Raw genomic sequence first — 15,792 nt, forward strand, 5'->3', positions numbered from 1 at the left:
TCAAACGTTTTACTATTCCACAATTTTTTCACATGAACCATTTGGACTATAAGACCATATAATAGTGTTAACCAATGATTATAAAGTGGGTGAAAACTATGCCCTCAGTTGTAGGGAATTTAGTTGTACAAAATAGTAACGGTTCATTTAACTTAGGGGATTTCTACAACGTCTCTCCGAAAGAAAATACGAAGGCTTATAATGGATCTGGTGCTTCAAACGTTGGTTTTGTTGTTAATACTTTTAACGGTGTGAGTGCGACTAATACATTTGATTCTGACCTTGCAGATCAAAATCAAGTTGGTACAGCCTAACCCTATTTTTTCATCGTTCTGTTTAAAAATTTAAAATTTGTCTATACTATAATCAGGCTGTTACACAGCTATTGTTGATTTTTGGAGTACCCTATCTTTTTCTCCCTTTCCCTGGGGCTCAGCAGCTAGTATGAAGCTAGCTGCTTTTTCGTTTCATTTTTTCTGTTCCACATCTAACATAACGTAAAGTAAGCTAAAAGTTAAATTTCAGCTTTCTTTACGTTATTTCAATAATATCCGTAGTATTAAATACGTAAGTTTTATAAAATGCGTCAGTGCACATTATAATGTGCTTTAGCGGATTTATATGTACCACTGTCATGTAGCTAGTAAGGATGTAGCCATTTTCAAAATATGTCACCAATATTTCTTTCTCAGCCAACAATGACATTAATAATTTATCAGAAATCCTCTCTTTTTCTTCTTTTGTTAAGAGCGGTTTTTTTACTTTAAATTTCTCTCCAATAACTTTTCGCATACTTAACAACTGTTCCGACATTACTGTAAATGGAACCCATTCTCTTTCTTCTTTTTGCACCTTTACATCATTCATTTCTTTATCTCCTTGATCATCCATTCACTCTCACACATATTATTCCTTAATTATTCTTTAATAATTGCTGGCTCATATTTTTCACGTATAAGCAGACAATATAGCTCCCACCTCAAAATTCAGCACATGCGCGAAAATCAACTGCCCATAAACGCCCAATTGGTGAAAGCTAATAACCAGTAGACGATGCCCACCGCTAATTACAGTTTCACTATATTTCTAATTCTTATACTATCTGCAACCGAAAGAACATCCGTTCTAATTATACACGAACCTACGTTCCTTTGAGAAGAGATATATTTATATTTTTAATAAAATATAATTTAAATCATTTATTTTTTCTTCATCAAATGCGTTTCTTACTTCCTATTTAATAGGACGTTCACGTATCAACTAAAAAAGCGACTTCATACAAAGTAAAGTCGCTTTTTTTAATAACGTATATTTCTATATTTATTTTTCTATCCTGACAAGTGTTCTTTCTGGAATACAAATTTCATCTATATGAAAATGATTTATTTTTAATTTTAATTCTCCCACTCGTTCCTTATCTTCATCACCAACCCAACAACTGAATAATTCAAAATAGTCCCCATCATTTAAATACCCTTCCATAATCGAGCATAAAGTTAATAGCTTTTTCTTAGCTTCTTTCTTCTCCTTTTCATTTTGCCACTCATGAAGTTCAATGCCCCACATTGTTGAAATCTCATACGTGTAACTTGTTTGAAATTGAAACTCTTGTACAATTTTAAGCATACTTTCATCTGAAAAACACGGTCCAAAAACAATTACATCATTAGAATCTGCATCTGTTAACGGAATTTCTACATTGCACCCAATATAACTTGCTAAACTCATCTTTACTCCTCCAATATCCGTATAAAAAATACTTAATGTAAACATTTATCTACTCAAATATAAAATCCCTGCCTAAACTAAAAAGTTATAATGTTTCGATTTTATTAACCATCTATAAATAAAAGCATATATTATAAAGAACGAACTCACAAAATTTAGGAGATTTATAATGAACCACAATTCGTTCCTTATAAATTTCTATGAAAAGAGAGCAATTTAAACACTCTCTTTTCGTACATACTGTAAAACACTAATAATAATTAATTAATCCTTATTATTAAATATATTTCGGTTGTACTATTATATGTAATTCCCTCTCTGTTACTGCTTTTTTGGGGTGACGAAAATACTCTAATTCGTATTTTAATACCTCATAATCTACCATCCCGATCTTAATCCCTTTCGTTTCTTTTAAAATAGCTAATAGGTTACTTATATCTTCATCATACGACTCAAAAATTTTCCCTCCGCCTTCTCTTTGAAAAATTACTTTCACATTTTCTCCCCCTATATAATTTATTTATCTATTCAATAATTCACTTAAAAGTATTCATTCTTTCCCCTGAAAATTTCATACTAAAAAGAACATCCATTTTAATAGAATGTTCTGCTTTTCAATTCATTTAGCATTAATATTTTTTCAATAATATTGTATGTTTCATTCTGCAAATTATGTTTATCCACTACAATAAAGGAAAAGTAAAACTTAAATCAATTAAGGTTTTGTTCATCCTCCCACTAAAAATGAACCCACGCCAATCAAACTGCCTGCAAATAGCGGGATAAAATTAGTAAATTCGTTTTATATTTAATGAAATTAAAAAAACAAAACATTATAATATCAATATTTTATGAAGTAATGATCATTCCACCTTAAAACAATTACATAAATTCCCATTGTAATTCTTAATATTTAAATGTAATATTGTATTGTCTTACTATCTATTTATAACTCACACACTAACTAGAAAAGGGAACCTATATAGGTTCCCTTTTCTAATTACAGTCATTATTTCTTTTCTAGAAATTCAAATGTATTTTTAAAGTCTTTATCATTCACTTTAATATCAGCATCTTTCAATAAATCATTGACTACTTGCTGTTTCCATTTACCTGTTGTATCTTGCAGTCTTTGCTGTTCTAAATCTTTACGGATTTGATCTTTTACTTCATCATATGGCTTCAATTCTTTTTTATCTGTCACTTTAATAATATGGTAACCATAAGTTGTTTTTACTGGCTCACTTACTTGTCCTGCATCTAATTTATATGCAGCTTCCTCAAATTCCTTCACCGTTTGCCCTGGAGCAAAACCAGTTATTTCTCCGCCTTGTTCCTTTGAACCAGTATCCTCTGAGTATTGCTTCGCTAAAGCCGCAAAGTCTTCACCATTACTTACTTTCTCTTTCACTTCTTTAGCAGTCTTTTCATCTTTTACTAAAATGTGACTTACCTTCATTTCTGGTTTATAGTTATCTTTTACATCTTTTTCTGTAACAGTCGCTTTAATCGCTTTCTCAAATGCAATTTCTGGCTTCATTTTTTCTTTTAATTCATCTTCATTTTTCAATCCAACTTGCTCTAAAGTCGATTTGAAGTTGTCACCCATTTTATCTTTTGCTTCTTCTACTTGTTTTTTTGCTTCCTCATCTGAAACTTTATATTTATCTAGCAACGCCTTACTTAACACCATTTGGTATAAAGTACTTTCCCCATATTTTTGTCTTAATTCTTTACTTAACTCTTTCTCTGTAACATTTCCTACTTTCGATGTTACTACGTTGTCTGAGGAACCACATGCAGATAATGCCAGTACTACGCATGAAATAATTGTTCCTAAAAATAGCTTTTTCTTTTTCAATTCAAAATACCTCACTTTTATTATTCTACAGGAATAACAATACAGTGTACTTGTGTAAACAATGTGTTTTCCACATGTAATTCATTTCATTTGAAAAACTATGTATCATATTCTTTTTGTTCAAATAGTAAAGGTCATCTTACTATGTACCAGAAATATGACCATTTACGCATCCCGAAAAACATGTAACTACTTATAGATACTTAATACTAGCTATCTATAATATAAATAAAGAGAATCTATATTATTTTTCAAAATATACAATTTTTACATTCTGATCACATCATAAAACTCCATACCATTATCAAATCAACTAAAATTTCATATTATACTAATACGTCTTTATAATCTAAACGAAAAAGCGCAGTATACCATACTGCATCTTAGGAGCTGATTTCATGGAAAAAAAACCTATCGTGCTCAAAGTTCCACCAAATTCAAAACTAAAAGTTACATTTTTCGGTCCTTGTAACGAGGTAATTACAAATGTTTCTATAATTAATCAACTGTCCACACCTAAATGTCAAACTATTACACAATATCCAAAATATAAAAAATACGAAACTGAAGTGCGATCATTATCCAATTGTTAATCTGTTCTATTCACAATCCTTACAATTTATTTAGCTAGACGACTCCGGTAATAGACTAAAATTACTCATTTTATGATATTTCATTGATAATCTATTGGTTTTCTACACGTTTTTATTAGCCGAGCATATATTATCGTATGGAGATTATCCACTCATAAAACCTATCTTTCTTTAGAGCGTACTTTGTATGTATGCTCTTTTTTATTTATCCCTCATTTTGTACAGATAAACCTGTACACTTTTATATTTCATAAGTGGTAAACTCACCCGCTGCTTATAAACACTTTAATCAATGTGTACTCAACAATACTTCTTTATTTATTATACATTCACTATAACCCTTGCATTTTCTTTCGATTTTTAAGAATTTGAAATTCCCCTTCTAAATTAACTAAAGATGTATTAAAATTCTTTATATACTCAAGGAGGGCAAATATGTTCAAGTTACATCCAATACTACTTATCTTAGGGTTTATTTTATTTTTATATAGCATAACCGCCTTAATGTTATTCCTTTCAGTACATTAAGTAATATCTACACAAACATATGTTACATATGTAATTTCTATATAGTTAAAAAAAGCCCGTATTTATACGGAATTTTATGTCTTGATAAATTAAGATGTCTTTTCTAATCCATATGACGACTAGCAAATTTAGTGCGAAAGAACTTTCACTACCATAGTACCTGTTTCATTGTACTCTTTTTATTACCTGCAGAAGATCTACTACTCAAAATAAGATAGCCCTTTCCACCCCAAAACTGCAAAAAATAATTTTGAAACTTTCTCTTTCATTTTTTTATGTTGTACCTCATTGTCGTTTTTATTTTCACTTTCATCAATACATCCAAGCATGGGAAATGCTCCTGAAATAAAATACATTTAACCTATTTACTTATATATTTTAGAAAAACAATAATAATCCCCCACCATTTGGTGAAGGGGATTAACTAAACCTACTGAAAAGTATTTTATTGTCTTCATTATTCAGTTGGAGAAGGGAATCTTGCAGCTTCAAAGTGAACTGTATTAAAACCATTAACATTTTGAACAATCACTCCAGCAACACTACTCTGAGCAAAAACTTCAACTGAATCCCCTGCTTCTAATTGAAGAATAGAAGTTACTGAAACATCATTATTAAAAAATACCCCAGTCCCAAAGAAATCATTATCAATTGCTATTGCCGGATTTCCATTCACACGAATTTCAACTCTAGCTCTGTAATTTACATTAAAATCATTTGGGGAGAATGTTATATTCCCTAATACACTATATACCCCTTTAGTCTTCGGGATAAAAATAGATGTTGCTGGATTATATTCATTCGCTAAATCAAACTGTTCATTTTGAAATAATACTTTAACAGAAGTATTTTCCGGGACAGGCTGATTCATTGTATTAACAGCTCTAAATGCAGACGCCCTTACAAGCTTTTCTTTCTTATCCTCACAACAATTCACTTTTACATACTTTCTATCACATGGACTATTTTTTCTAAAGCAATCATGACTTTTATTTTTGTAGCCTTGACAATACTTACAATAATAATAAGACGTAGTAAGTCCTCCTTTAAATTTATTATTACATTCTATGTAACATAGATTAAATTAGTTTGGACAAACTGTTACTCTTTTCAATAGAATAAAATATCCCCACCATTACGGTAAGGATTACACTCTATCTTCTATATACTCGACTTTATTTTATTGGAGAAGGGAATCTCGCAGCTTCAAAATGTGAGCCATCTTCTGAAGGACTTAACACTCCGTCTATGCTACTTTGTGCATAAACCTCAACTTGATCTCCTTCATTCAATTGAATAATCGTCGAAACACTTACTACATTTCCAAAACTTATTGGACCGAAAAAGTCATTATCTATAGCTATTGCTGCGTTTCCATTCACACGAATTTCTACGCGCGCTCTATAATTTAAGTTAAGATTATTTGGAAAAAAACCAATCGTTCCTATAATTGAGTAAACTCCTCTAGTCTTCGGAATAAAAATGGACGTTGCTGGATTATACTCATTTGCTAAATCAAATTGTTCATTTTGGAACAATACCTTTACAAAAGTATTGGCAGGAACCGTTTGATCCACTGTATTTCTAGCTCTAAATGCTGATGCCCTAACAAGCTTATCCTTGTTGTCATTACACTTACTAGTGTTCTTACAACAGTCATGCTGTTTCTTTTTATACTCTTTACAATACTTACAGTAGTAATAGCAAGACATACTAGTTCCCCTTTCATGCTTATTACTCCATATTATGTAAAAGAGATTCATAATGTTTGGACGAGCTATTACTTTAGTCCTATACTTATCGCCTATTTATATACACATAACATCCCCACAAAACCACAATCTAGATGTATAGTGCGCTTTATTCAAATTTGATAGGCTCTTCTCTTATCTATTTTACTTTTATACATAAAAAAAGAGCGAATCTACATTCGCTCTTTCACGCATTTTTATGGCCCAAAGCTTATCATCCAACCTAACATAAATCCAAATATAGAAAACAGCAGCATAAAAAAATATAAACTACATGCCCACAATGCATATTTCCGACTTTTGCTTTTTGTAATCATACCTACGACTGAGCACACCAATCCAATACCAACTATTTGCAGAAAACCTTTACCTATAAATGTTTCTTGAATAAGCAATATAATGTTTAAATACAATAACGCTAGAAAGGCAATAATTAATGAAATAATCCCCATCCACGTTTCCTGTTTATAAATATGATTCTTTCTTTTTTTTAAAAATGCCAATTCCATAATCTCGCTTCACCTACTTTCAATTTTCTAACTTTTTCGTGGCTCATCAATTTTTCAACTTCTGCTTTAGGTCCTGTTACAACTGCCCCATATGTTTTTATCCCATTTTTTTCAAGGAAAGAAATACGCTTTGACAACTCTAATACTTTCGCTCTAGATAGCTTCACTGCTAAATTTTCATGCTTCTGTAATGACTTTAACACATCAATAAATTGTTCCTCATGAGGTGAATCACTTACAAAAGCACCACTTGGCCTTGAAATCATATCTGCCGGAAAGCCCACCGGGGCAACATACATACCCTCGTCATTCGTTTGCTTCTCCTCTAATCCTGTATTAACGGCATACCACACAATATCAATAGTAGGAAACATATTCGTTACCTCTTGTACACTCAATAATTCTCTAAAAGATACAAATGCTTCTACTACAGATTCTTGCGGAAGACCCTTTAATACCTGCGCTTCTTCGCTACTATTATAGGACGCATTATAATTATTAGGATGAGACAATACCTCGTTATCTATATACGGAATTTCTGGAATTTTTTCATCTGTTGTATATTCACGGCTTACTCTCGTTGCTCTACTAAATACATAATCTGTTTTCTCTTCTCCTATTCGAATATCTTTCTTCCCTACCCTTTTATACAAATCAAAATGCAATTGTAAACTAAGCGGTAACAATGATTGCTCCATGTCCCTATCTTTCAAAAATACATTTGGTTCTGTTACACTTAACGTTTGATTTACTACATTCCGTATCTCCATTGCGTTTGTAGGTGCAAATACATAGTATGCGAGTGTAGATATATACAATATAGGTTGAATAAGTAATAAAAAAGTAAATACAATTAAAACATTCGTAATACGCGCTCTTTTCTTTCCTATTTTCAACACTTGCTCCTGTTTTCCATCAGGAAGAGAAGCAGGCCTTTGCTGAAGAGCTTCTTGTAACAATTCTTTATAATCTTCTTGTTCGGAATGAGGTTTATCATTTGTCATTTTGACTCTTTTCCTCCTTTAACAATTGTTTTAATCTCTTTCTCCCGCGAAATATGTGACTTTTATACGTGTTTAACTTTAAATCTAATACAGAAGCACCCTCTTCGTACGTTAATTCATGTACATCACATAATAAAATAGCTTGCGCCTCTACCACCGGCAAAGTATGAATAATCTGAATTAGTTTTTCATAACTATTTTTTGCGACTACATACTCTTCTGTAGATTCACCTGCTTGAATTGCCTCTAATTCCTCCGTTCCTACAAAAGATACTTTTTTCTCTTTCCTAACAAAATCAATAAACGTATGATATGCCACTTTAAAAAGCCATGATTTTACCTTTTGGTTTTCATAGTCTTCTAGATAAAGATACGCTCGATAAAAAGTCTCCTGCATCAAGTCCTCCGCTACATGATGGCTACGAGAAAGGGAAAACAAATACCGGTACACATCGTTGATATAAATCTTATATATTTCTTCAATTTCCATCCCCCTCCTCCTTTCACATATAACACGAATAAGCGAGTTAAAAAGTTGCATTATTTTTCCTTTTTATATTTTTATTTACAAAAAAAGAAATAACTCTTATAAATTCAAATAACTATTTACAATTATAAACAAAATATAAGATTTTATGACTGTAAATATACTTCAAAGCCAGTAAAAAACGATTCGGATGTTTACCTGCTCTTGTAGGTTGATTGTCAAATGACAATCGTCCTGTACGATATAACCACAGATAGGACTTCTTTGTTGTATCTCGACCTTGTTCAAGTAAGACTTGTAAGTTTGTTTAATCCGTATAAATAAATATTCATGTATCCCTTCATACAAAGCCATTAACCATCATGTGTCATGATTAGATAATTCCCATTCTTTCTTTAATCGGTATCTTCTTACAACAAAAACTCTACTTTTAGTATGTACGGAGATTATCTCATGAGTTATTTACAAATTATATGTGACGACTAATTGACGCTTACATATACACAATTTCATCTCGCCATTTGTGACAAACAAGGCTCACACCTCACAATTCGGCACATGCGAGAAAGTTAGGTGGGGGCCTTGTTGTGCCCCGTATATGCCCGATTGGTAAGGCCTAATAATTGGTTTGGGATGCTTGCCCCGAACTAATTAAACTTTCACTTTATAGGTTAAATACAGTTCCATATGGGATCGTAAGAAAAGAACTTCCATACGGTGTAATAGGTTGCACTGGATAAAAATACTCCATTGATGAATAATACGGCTGGATACCTTGTTGCTGCATTTGCATTTGTATTTGTTGTTGCATTTGTAACGCTTGTTGAACAGCTTGAACTGTACTTTGTGCTCCGCTATACGTTATAGATGTACCATATGCTGGTCGCATACCCGCTTGAGAATAAAAATACGAATAAAACATTTTTTTCAGCTCACTTTCATATAAGTTATTACAAATTATGTTATGATTCTTTATTTCAGCGGGTGCTGAAAGTTAGTCTATTAGCTTTGATTAAGTTTAAAAATTTCTATTATCTCTTACACTTTCATATTTCATTTACAAAGTTTATCTACTAATACTAATTTAATTTTCGGAGGGGCATTTCATTTACAAGTTTTCGATAATTACTTTACAAACTAAAAGATAAAAAATTCACTATTTCTAATTCAATTCGATTACTTTCGAAACTATACAAATGAATTTTCAAGATTATTAAAGGTAAATTATCTATCTATATATACATCCTCCACAAAATAAAAGCACCCTAAACGGATGCTTTATTTTTCACTACTATAATTTCTTAGCAATAATTCAATTGTCCACGAATTTCACCATTAGGATGTTGTACTGTATGAACATTAATATAAATGTTTCCAGATATGATTTCATTTACAAGAGTACCTAATGTTTGACCCGCTAACGGCCCAACCAAATCTTCTTGAGTAATCATTCCCGTAAGCGTTGCACACTCTATTGAAACCGGATTTGTTATTGGTCCAAATAAAAAAGCTATCACAGGACCGTTCGTTCCTTTTGCTCCAAGATGCAGATGGGCAGCTGTTACATCCTCTATATTGAATAGATCCAACTTGAATTTTAGGCTAAGTTTATCCCGACTTAATTTAAAGAAAGCCTCTCCTCGAGCGTCTGTTTCTACTGGTGGGACTTCATTTCTACCACGTAACTTTGCAAAAAACATATCTATCACTCCTATGCTTTTATATACTACCAATATATTCATATCCTTTTTATAAGGTGACAAAAAGGCAGCTGTTAGACTATTGAAAGTCACTTTATATAATAGATTAATTTATCAATTTTATTAAATTTATAAATTAATATATAACATTTTTTAATTCGATTCATATACTGTAGTAGATTACTAGAAAGGAGGTGTAAGCATGGAAAGTTGTGTTTTGTTCGTTAATGGACAACCTCTTTTAGTGGTATCAGTTGCTGGAATCGAAATTGCGAGATTAGAACTTTCACTTCAAGTAGCATTGACTTTAATAGCATTAGGGATTCCAATCTGTGCATAAAAGTTAGGTATTTATTAAAAAGAGGGCTTAAGCTCTCTTTTTTATTTTTATCTTTCCTTCACAACAAAAAAAGACGCCATTAAAATTACGGCATCACGTACAATAACTGCTATTTGTTTAATCATTACTTCACTAGCAATCCTAATTCATGTAGAATTTCTGAGAACGAATAGCCATATGCAAAACCTATAATACGAATCCCTGGGGTCCATCTATGTTCTAAATTTTCATTGTATGTTTTCTTATAATACTTTAATTCAGAATCTATATTATATTTGTCGTTAATAATTACTTCATCACTATGAAATCCATCCATTTCAATCTGAACAGCTACGTACTCTGCTCCCTCAATTAAGGCTTTAATATAACACTTTTCTAATTCCTCTAATGTCATCCCCATTATTAACCTCCTATCATAATGGGCGTTTTGTTCGATAAAAAAGAGCATCTGAATCAGTAGATGCGAAGATATACAAAAGGTAATCTCATTGAGTATTTAATAGTTTATAAGCTCGTTACTTGTCCTACAACATATTATATGATTTTTATATAAAAATGGTTCATCAAAAAAAAGTAAAAATCACCATTTATTATTTTAAAAGATAGTTACAATTTTATTTTTTAAGCTAGTCTATCAATCGCTCCCTTCTAATTCCTGACTTTCTTCACGTATTTGTCCAATTAATGAAAATACAGAACCTACAGCTTGGATCCAACTGCCTATGGTATCTATTGACTGTCCTTCTTTCTTTTTATCCAGCTCACTATTTACTTGATTGTCTAAGTTCCCCTCCGAATCATTTACTAGTTCGTCTTTACTATCCTGCCGCTCTCTTCTAATACTTTTCAGTTCATAAATCCCTCCAATTGCCTGCAATGAATTCCCTATAGCTTGCAATAAGTTTCCTACAATATTAAAAGATTCATCTTTATCTGAAGCATCTTCAAATTCATCTGCTAATGCTGTAAGTCCTCCTAAAGCCTGTGTCCAATTCCCAGCAATCACTAATTTTATTTTTGTTTCATCTTTAAACTCAATAACCAATCCAGATATTACAGTTACATTACCAATTGATTGAATTTCATTTCCGATTTTTTCAAGAGATATTTCTCCTTGACCATCAGCCTCTAAAGCGTTACCAACTGCTTGTAATGTGTTTCCATATATATTTAAATCCTCCCTTACATTACTACTTATAAAATAGAACGGTGTACTTCCAATAGCGGAAGTTATTGTACCTATAGCTGCTATCAATGCACCAAATATTTCTTTTAGTTGGTTCTCCATTTATAACCTATCCCAACATTAAGTAATTACTTTCATCCTATTCACTCACACATCTACCTGTTAAAAATTCAAACTGTTTCTGTTATCAATACTGTTACAAATACAGTTATAGATACGGTCCCAGTAAGGCTTGCTCTAACTGGTATAGCAACTGGAACTATTTGTGGATAATATTAAAAAAACAGAGGGACAAAAAAGCGGTCCCTCTATTTACTTTTTTAAAATCGCAATATACATGGAAAGGATATTAGTCATAATCAAAATTCGATTCATTTCATTCTTCGTATGTATACTTTTATACATTAGTTTGTAAAACCCCTTGTATTAAGAAAAGTCACTGAGTATCTTTACGAACTTTAAACATAGTAATAAATTACCTATATCACACTCTAATCTTATTTTCCTAACCTCATATGCATCATCCCCTAAAATTCCTTACAAAATAAAAAAGCAGCTGTTAAGCTACTATAAATTCGTTTTATCCCCAAGAGAAATGATAAATATATTCTCCCGTTACACTTTGATTAATCCCAATAATTCTAGCAAACCTCATTAAGTCCGCACCCTGAAGAAAATACATCGCAAGCATAACTGGCACTTGCGACCACATAAACTGATAAAGCTCCTCAACTCTCAGGTTTGTCGAAACAATTAAATCATTTACAGGCCCTTGATTCCATACAGAAGTTCTAACTGAACGAAACGGAAGATCTTTCCCATTAACCACGATTCGTGCCATACTTTGAGTTATGTCCACAACAATTCCCTCCATCATTACAAAAATCAGACCTGTGTATTTTACTCCTTTCGTTATAAATATTCTTAACCTTCATAAATGTCTAAGGCAAACCTCTATTTTTGCTTCTATTCAAATGAATTTATTTCACACAGTAAACAAGTTAATGAAATTTCAGTATTACTCTCCTCAACTTCCGTATCATTTAGATCATGTACACCCTTATTCAACTTTACAATCCGGTATGCAAAATTACATATCTTATTATCTCAATATCACTTTATTTACTACAAGATGATAGAAAAACATTCAAACCAATTGATAAATCAACATTTGTAATTTAATTCCTTATTTTAAATCCCACCTTATTATTTTTAAACACTATATTCGAATAATTATATTGGAATTTCTTGTTGTATACACATCTATCTTTTTCAGGTATTATATACGAGAAGAGTAAGGTAAGAGTTACTCTTTGCCATTTTAGGAAAGGTCCTGTTGGAAACAACAGGACCTTTTTTCGTATTAGCAATACTCAATAAGAAACACAAAAGGCACGAAATTCACGCACTTTGGCTAAATATATAAAATTAATTGGCATTTCTGGATCAGCTTTACAATGGCCATTGTGCATGAGCATCGATTTTTCTAGCATCTAGTTCACCTCCTTAAAAATGCAGGATTTCCCTTTTCAATATCGAATTAGTAATGTTTGGAAAGGGGGTGTAACATGGCAGAAATTAAGGTGGGACTTACACAATTTTTAGACTTCACACTGAAAAGTAGTGCAGCAAAAACAAATTTTGTAAAGAATCTAAAATCTCAACCTGAATATCACCCAGTTTTTGATTACTGGAAACAATTACGAGAAACTGTTATTAAATTTCATAAAAACGAACTACATTTTGAATGTTTCGAAACATTAATACAAACTGTTGACCAGAAGAAAAAGCAAAACTATATTGATGTTATAAAGCAGTACAAAAAATTTATTAAAAACAAAGACGTCTCTTGGTTTGATCCAGGTAAATCACATTGGTTATCAGATAATTTAATCGTCCGCTCATCACCTGAACTCGGTTTGCTCATTAATGATGAGCCGCATCTTATTAAACTGTTTTTCAAAGGAAAAAAAGAGCGAATTGATAAATATAACATCAACTCAACACTGACGTTATTAAATGAATCAACATTTTCAAATGAACATAACGATGTGAATTATACGGTCCTTAACATCCAAAAGAACAGAATGTATACGAATAACTCTATTAATAATGATCATTTAATAGCACTTGAATCAGAAGCTCACCAACTTTGTTATTTATGGGATAAGATGTAAAGGGTATAGTCATTTCTTTCAATACCCTGTTCACGCTTAATTTGGGCACAATTTTCACAAATCCAATTCGTTTCGTTTAAGCTCACCTTCTTGTTTCTCAAAAACAATGCAGGGTGGGCGTTTTTTGAAAACAGTTTCTTTACGATCCATCTCACCATCCTAATTCCCCCCTCCGAAAGAATAATATAATGATCTCTTTCTACCACATCTACATTAACCGCCTGACTTCTTAACCGCTGAATAATTCCTAAGATGTTCTTACGATTCCTTTCTCGTTCCACATCATGTTTTTCTTTCGCTCTATATAGTGCAACAATTCTCCCTCTTGTTACTCGCACTTCTTTCACCCCCATTTACTTTATTTGGTTGTGATTGTTGCTGGAACTCAGCTAACGCCGCCCTAATCTCTTCTCTCACAACTTCATGAATAAATGCTTATAACAATTCCTCTAAATTCATACATGCATCCCCTACATCATTTTTTGAATTTCCTGCTTGTTGTTCAATTCACTCATAAAATTTATGAGTAATGATTATCCACCGTTTACCTTCTCTAAGTGCCGGAAAGAGATTGCTTGTTTTATCCGACATTACTTTACTGCTGCTTCATAAACATCTCATAAAAATATCTGAGGAAAAGAACGTTATAGCAATGGCTATCATGTATACAATTTGATGTATCCCACTAATAATGGTAACCTTACAATTTCAGAAGTTTGACACAGCTCACGAAAAAGCTTATAAAGAAAAGTGAGGTTCCTAATATTCATTTCTAGAATTAAGATGCATATCTGAAAATAGCAAATGAACGACTAGGAAATAAAAGAGTAGAATCACACTGGATACCTACTCACATGTTATACCAGGACTTCAAGAAACTGCGGTGAATCAATTTGCTAACGAATTATTCGAAAAGAAAAACTCTCGTTAGAATTTTTCCTTTCACAGCAAATGCACCAACTAAATAACCAAAAATATTGATAGTGAAAAAGGAGAAACAAACATGAAAGAAATCAAATCTGAACAAGAATTCAAAGACATCATCGCAAGCGAGGAGCCAGTAGTTGTTAAATTCTTTACTACATGGTGCCCAGATTGTGTTCGTATGGACAATTTTATCGGAGATGTAATGGAAGAGTTCAATAAGTTTGAATGGTATTCTATTAATAAAGATGAGTTCCCAAGTATCGCTGAAGAGTATCAAGTAATGGGTATTCCAAGTTTACTTGTATATCAAAATGGTGAGAAGCTAGGCCACTTACATAGTGCTAACGCAAAAACTGAAGAACAAGTTACTGAGTTTTTAGAAGCATACTAAGATGAAAACCCTCTGAAAAATATTTTCTAGAGGGTTTTCTCTTTTTTCACAATTATCTTTCGTAGTTGTTTCGTCATATCTTCAGAAGTGTAATATGCTGTGTCTTCATGACCAATGTACATAATTACACTCCTTTCTCCTTCATCTCCAAGGTATAAATGTATACCCTTCGTATCACTATTTTCATATGTAATTAGTATATCATATTGTGGTATTTCACCTTTTCTCTTTTGTTTTTTCATGTCACTAAACATATTATTAATTCCACTGATTATTTGTTTGTCTTCTACGTTTAGAAAATAATTTTCATTTAATCCACCGAAGCCATTAAAAGTAGATATGGATACTGTAGAAATATTATGTTCCTTCACATTCTCGATATTTGATGAATTACACTCAGTTATTGTAAGAACAAAACATAGTAAGAAAAATATTTGTTTTTCCATCCGCTTACCCCACCCTTTAATTGTAAATCAATCCCAATTAATTTCACACCCTAACTTTGCACCTTACAACATATTTTTCCTTCACGAAACTTTGTTATCCACTTCTTAAAAAGCTATAAAACGTCAACAATGTTTGTATAGACCCACACGAGTTTCGTTTGATA

General features: G+C 31.9%; 22 protein-coding genes and 3 pseudogenes. 6 read left to right on the top strand and 19 right to left on the bottom strand.

Translation table 11 applies throughout. The features are described 5' to 3' along the window. Window positions 1–98 precede the first annotated feature (98 nt). A complete protein-coding gene (gerPF, locus tag V7S50_RS18520; RefSeq protein WP_001141565.1) occupies window positions 99–314 on the top strand; it encodes a spore germination protein GerPF in 216 nt (71 codons plus the stop codon). Window positions 315–531: 217 nt separating this feature from the next. Here gerPF and V7S50_RS18525 read toward each other — a convergent pair whose 3' ends face one another. From V7S50_RS18525 to V7S50_RS18540, 4 genes are all read right to left on the bottom strand, one after another. Further along, the gene (locus V7S50_RS18525) at window positions 532–867 is read right to left on the bottom strand and encodes a YolD-like family protein (RefSeq protein ID WP_242251879.1); all 336 of its coding nucleotides are present in this window, start codon (window positions 865–867) and stop codon (window positions 532–534) included. 453 nt (window positions 868–1,320) lie between these two features. Further along, a complete protein-coding gene (locus V7S50_RS18530) occupies window positions 1,321–1,728 on the bottom strand; it encodes a hypothetical protein (RefSeq protein ID WP_063223400.1) in 408 nt (135 codons plus the stop codon). A 277-nt stretch (window positions 1,729–2,005) separates the two neighbouring features. Continuing rightward, entirely contained in the window at window positions 2,006–2,224 is a 219-nt protein-coding gene (locus V7S50_RS18535; protein ID WP_063223401.1) for a hypothetical protein, read from the bottom strand. 513 nt (window positions 2,225–2,737) lie between these two features. Then, window positions 2,738–3,589, bottom strand: coding sequence for a peptidylprolyl isomerase PrsA (locus V7S50_RS18540; protein ID WP_242251877.1), 852 nt, complete (start codon window positions 3,587–3,589; stop codon window positions 2,738–2,740). A 398-nt stretch (window positions 3,590–3,987) separates the two neighbouring features. Here V7S50_RS18540 and V7S50_RS18545 point away from each other — a divergent pair, with 398 nt between their 5' ends. Further along, complete coding sequence (locus V7S50_RS18545; protein WP_063223403.1) at window positions 3,988–4,182, top strand: hypothetical protein; 195 nt, start codon at window positions 3,988–3,990, stop codon at window positions 4,180–4,182. Window positions 4,183–4,910: 728 nt separating this feature from the next. Here V7S50_RS18545 and V7S50_RS18550 read toward each other — a convergent pair. The 9 genes and pseudogenes from V7S50_RS18550 to V7S50_RS18590 form a co-directional block, all read right to left on the bottom strand. Further along, the gene (locus V7S50_RS18550) at window positions 4,911–5,039 is read right to left on the bottom strand and encodes a hypothetical protein (protein ID WP_257148973.1); all 129 of its coding nucleotides are present in this window, start codon (window positions 5,037–5,039) and stop codon (window positions 4,911–4,913) included. Between the two features lie 128 nt (window positions 5,040–5,167). Next, window positions 5,168–5,779: a C1q-like domain-containing protein gene (locus tag V7S50_RS18555; protein ID WP_063223448.1), complete on the bottom strand. Its 612-nt coding sequence runs from the start codon at window positions 5,777–5,779 to the stop codon at window positions 5,168–5,170. A 106-nt stretch (window positions 5,780–5,885) separates the two neighbouring features. After that, window positions 5,886–6,473: a C1q-like domain-containing protein gene (locus V7S50_RS18560; RefSeq protein WP_375296227.1), complete on the bottom strand. Its 588-nt coding sequence runs from the start codon at window positions 6,471–6,473 to the stop codon at window positions 5,886–5,888. Window positions 6,474–6,658: 185 nt separating this feature from the next. Continuing rightward, complete coding sequence (locus V7S50_RS18565) at window positions 6,659–6,970, bottom strand: hypothetical protein (protein ID WP_309260129.1); 312 nt, start codon at window positions 6,968–6,970, stop codon at window positions 6,659–6,661. Then, the gene (locus V7S50_RS18570) at window positions 6,952–7,974 is read right to left on the bottom strand and encodes an anti-sigma factor (RefSeq protein WP_242251873.1); all 1,023 of its coding nucleotides are present in this window, start codon (window positions 7,972–7,974) and stop codon (window positions 6,952–6,954) included. The genes V7S50_RS18565 and V7S50_RS18570 overlap by 19 nt, the downstream gene beginning before the upstream one ends. After that, the gene (locus tag V7S50_RS18575; protein ID WP_063223407.1) at window positions 7,964–8,464 is read right to left on the bottom strand and encodes a sigma-70 family RNA polymerase sigma factor; all 501 of its coding nucleotides are present in this window, start codon (window positions 8,462–8,464) and stop codon (window positions 7,964–7,966) included. The genes V7S50_RS18570 and V7S50_RS18575 overlap by 11 nt, the downstream gene beginning before the upstream one ends. Window positions 8,465–8,610: 146 nt before the next feature. Continuing rightward, a pseudogene (locus V7S50_RS18580) lies at window positions 8,611–8,768 on the bottom strand (IS66 family transposase); the annotation flags it as partial. Window positions 8,769–9,125: 357 nt separating this feature from the next. Beyond that, window positions 9,126–9,383 carry a DUF3947 family protein gene (locus V7S50_RS18585; protein WP_242251872.1) on the bottom strand — a complete coding sequence of 86 codons (258 nt, stop codon included), beginning with the start codon at window positions 9,381–9,383 and terminating at the stop codon, window positions 9,126–9,128. 379 nt (window positions 9,384–9,762) lie between these two features. After that, entirely contained in the window at window positions 9,763–10,161 is a 399-nt protein-coding gene (locus tag V7S50_RS18590) for a CHRD domain-containing protein (RefSeq protein WP_242251871.1), read from the bottom strand. Window positions 10,162–10,363: 202 nt separating this feature from the next. Here V7S50_RS18590 and V7S50_RS18595 point away from each other — a divergent pair, with 202 nt between their 5' ends. After that, a complete protein-coding gene (locus V7S50_RS18595; RefSeq protein ID WP_000443219.1) occupies window positions 10,364–10,501 on the top strand; it encodes a DUF3956 family protein in 138 nt (45 codons plus the stop codon). Between the two features lie 124 nt (window positions 10,502–10,625). Here V7S50_RS18595 and V7S50_RS18600 read toward each other — a convergent pair whose 3' ends face one another. The 3 genes from V7S50_RS18600 to V7S50_RS18610 all read right to left on the bottom strand — a co-directional run bounded on the left by V7S50_RS18600 (window position 10,626) and on the right by V7S50_RS18610 (window position 12,564). Then, window positions 10,626–10,901, bottom strand: a complete 276-nt coding sequence (locus tag V7S50_RS18600; RefSeq protein WP_242251870.1) for a hypothetical protein — start codon at window positions 10,899–10,901, stop codon at window positions 10,626–10,628. 234 nt (window positions 10,902–11,135) lie between these two features. After that, window positions 11,136–11,789, bottom strand: coding sequence for a DUF6944 family repetitive protein (locus tag V7S50_RS18605; RefSeq protein WP_242251869.1), 654 nt, complete (start codon window positions 11,787–11,789; stop codon window positions 11,136–11,138). A 478-nt stretch (window positions 11,790–12,267) separates the two neighbouring features. Beyond that, window positions 12,268–12,564 carry a hypothetical protein gene (locus V7S50_RS18610; protein WP_242251868.1) on the bottom strand — a complete coding sequence of 99 codons (297 nt, stop codon included), beginning with the start codon at window positions 12,562–12,564 and terminating at the stop codon, window positions 12,268–12,270. 691 nt (window positions 12,565–13,255) lie between these two features. On the opposite strand from V7S50_RS18610, the gene V7S50_RS18615 reads away from it, so the two are divergent. Beyond that, window positions 13,256–13,864 (top strand): hypothetical protein, encoded by a 609-nt coding sequence (locus tag V7S50_RS18615; protein WP_242251867.1) that lies wholly within the window; start codon window positions 13,256–13,258, stop codon window positions 13,862–13,864. Here the strand turns inward: V7S50_RS18615 and V7S50_RS18620 are convergent. Next, window positions 13,843–14,202, bottom strand: coding sequence for a hypothetical protein (locus tag V7S50_RS18620; protein WP_242251866.1), 360 nt, complete (start codon window positions 14,200–14,202; stop codon window positions 13,843–13,845). The two genes, V7S50_RS18615 and V7S50_RS18620, sit on opposite strands and share 22 nt — an antisense overlap. A 16-nt stretch (window positions 14,203–14,218) precedes the next feature. Then, a pseudogene (locus tag V7S50_RS34070) lies at window positions 14,219–14,293 on the bottom strand (helix-turn-helix domain-containing protein); the annotation flags it as partial. 142 nt (window positions 14,294–14,435) lie between these two features. Here V7S50_RS34070 and V7S50_RS18625 point away from each other — a divergent pair. Together V7S50_RS18625 and V7S50_RS18630 are read left to right on the top strand one after the other, a co-directional pair. Further along, window positions 14,436–14,795 (top strand): annotated as a pseudogene (locus V7S50_RS18625) (site-specific integrase). Between the two features lie 45 nt (window positions 14,796–14,840). Continuing rightward, window positions 14,841–15,182: a thioredoxin family protein gene (locus V7S50_RS18630; RefSeq protein WP_223290742.1), complete on the top strand. Its 342-nt coding sequence runs from the start codon at window positions 14,841–14,843 to the stop codon at window positions 15,180–15,182. 26 nt (window positions 15,183–15,208) lie between these two features. On the opposite strand, the gene V7S50_RS18635 is transcribed toward V7S50_RS18630, so the two are convergent. Beyond that, complete coding sequence (locus tag V7S50_RS18635) at window positions 15,209–15,628, bottom strand: hypothetical protein (protein WP_242251865.1); 420 nt, start codon at window positions 15,626–15,628, stop codon at window positions 15,209–15,211. Window positions 15,629–15,792 lie beyond the last annotated feature (164 nt).

It is taken from the genome of Bacillus sp. CCNWLW194 (assembly GCF_037120585.1).
Lineage (GTDB): Bacteria > Bacillota > Bacilli > Bacillales > Bacillaceae_G > Bacillus_A > Bacillus_A basilensis.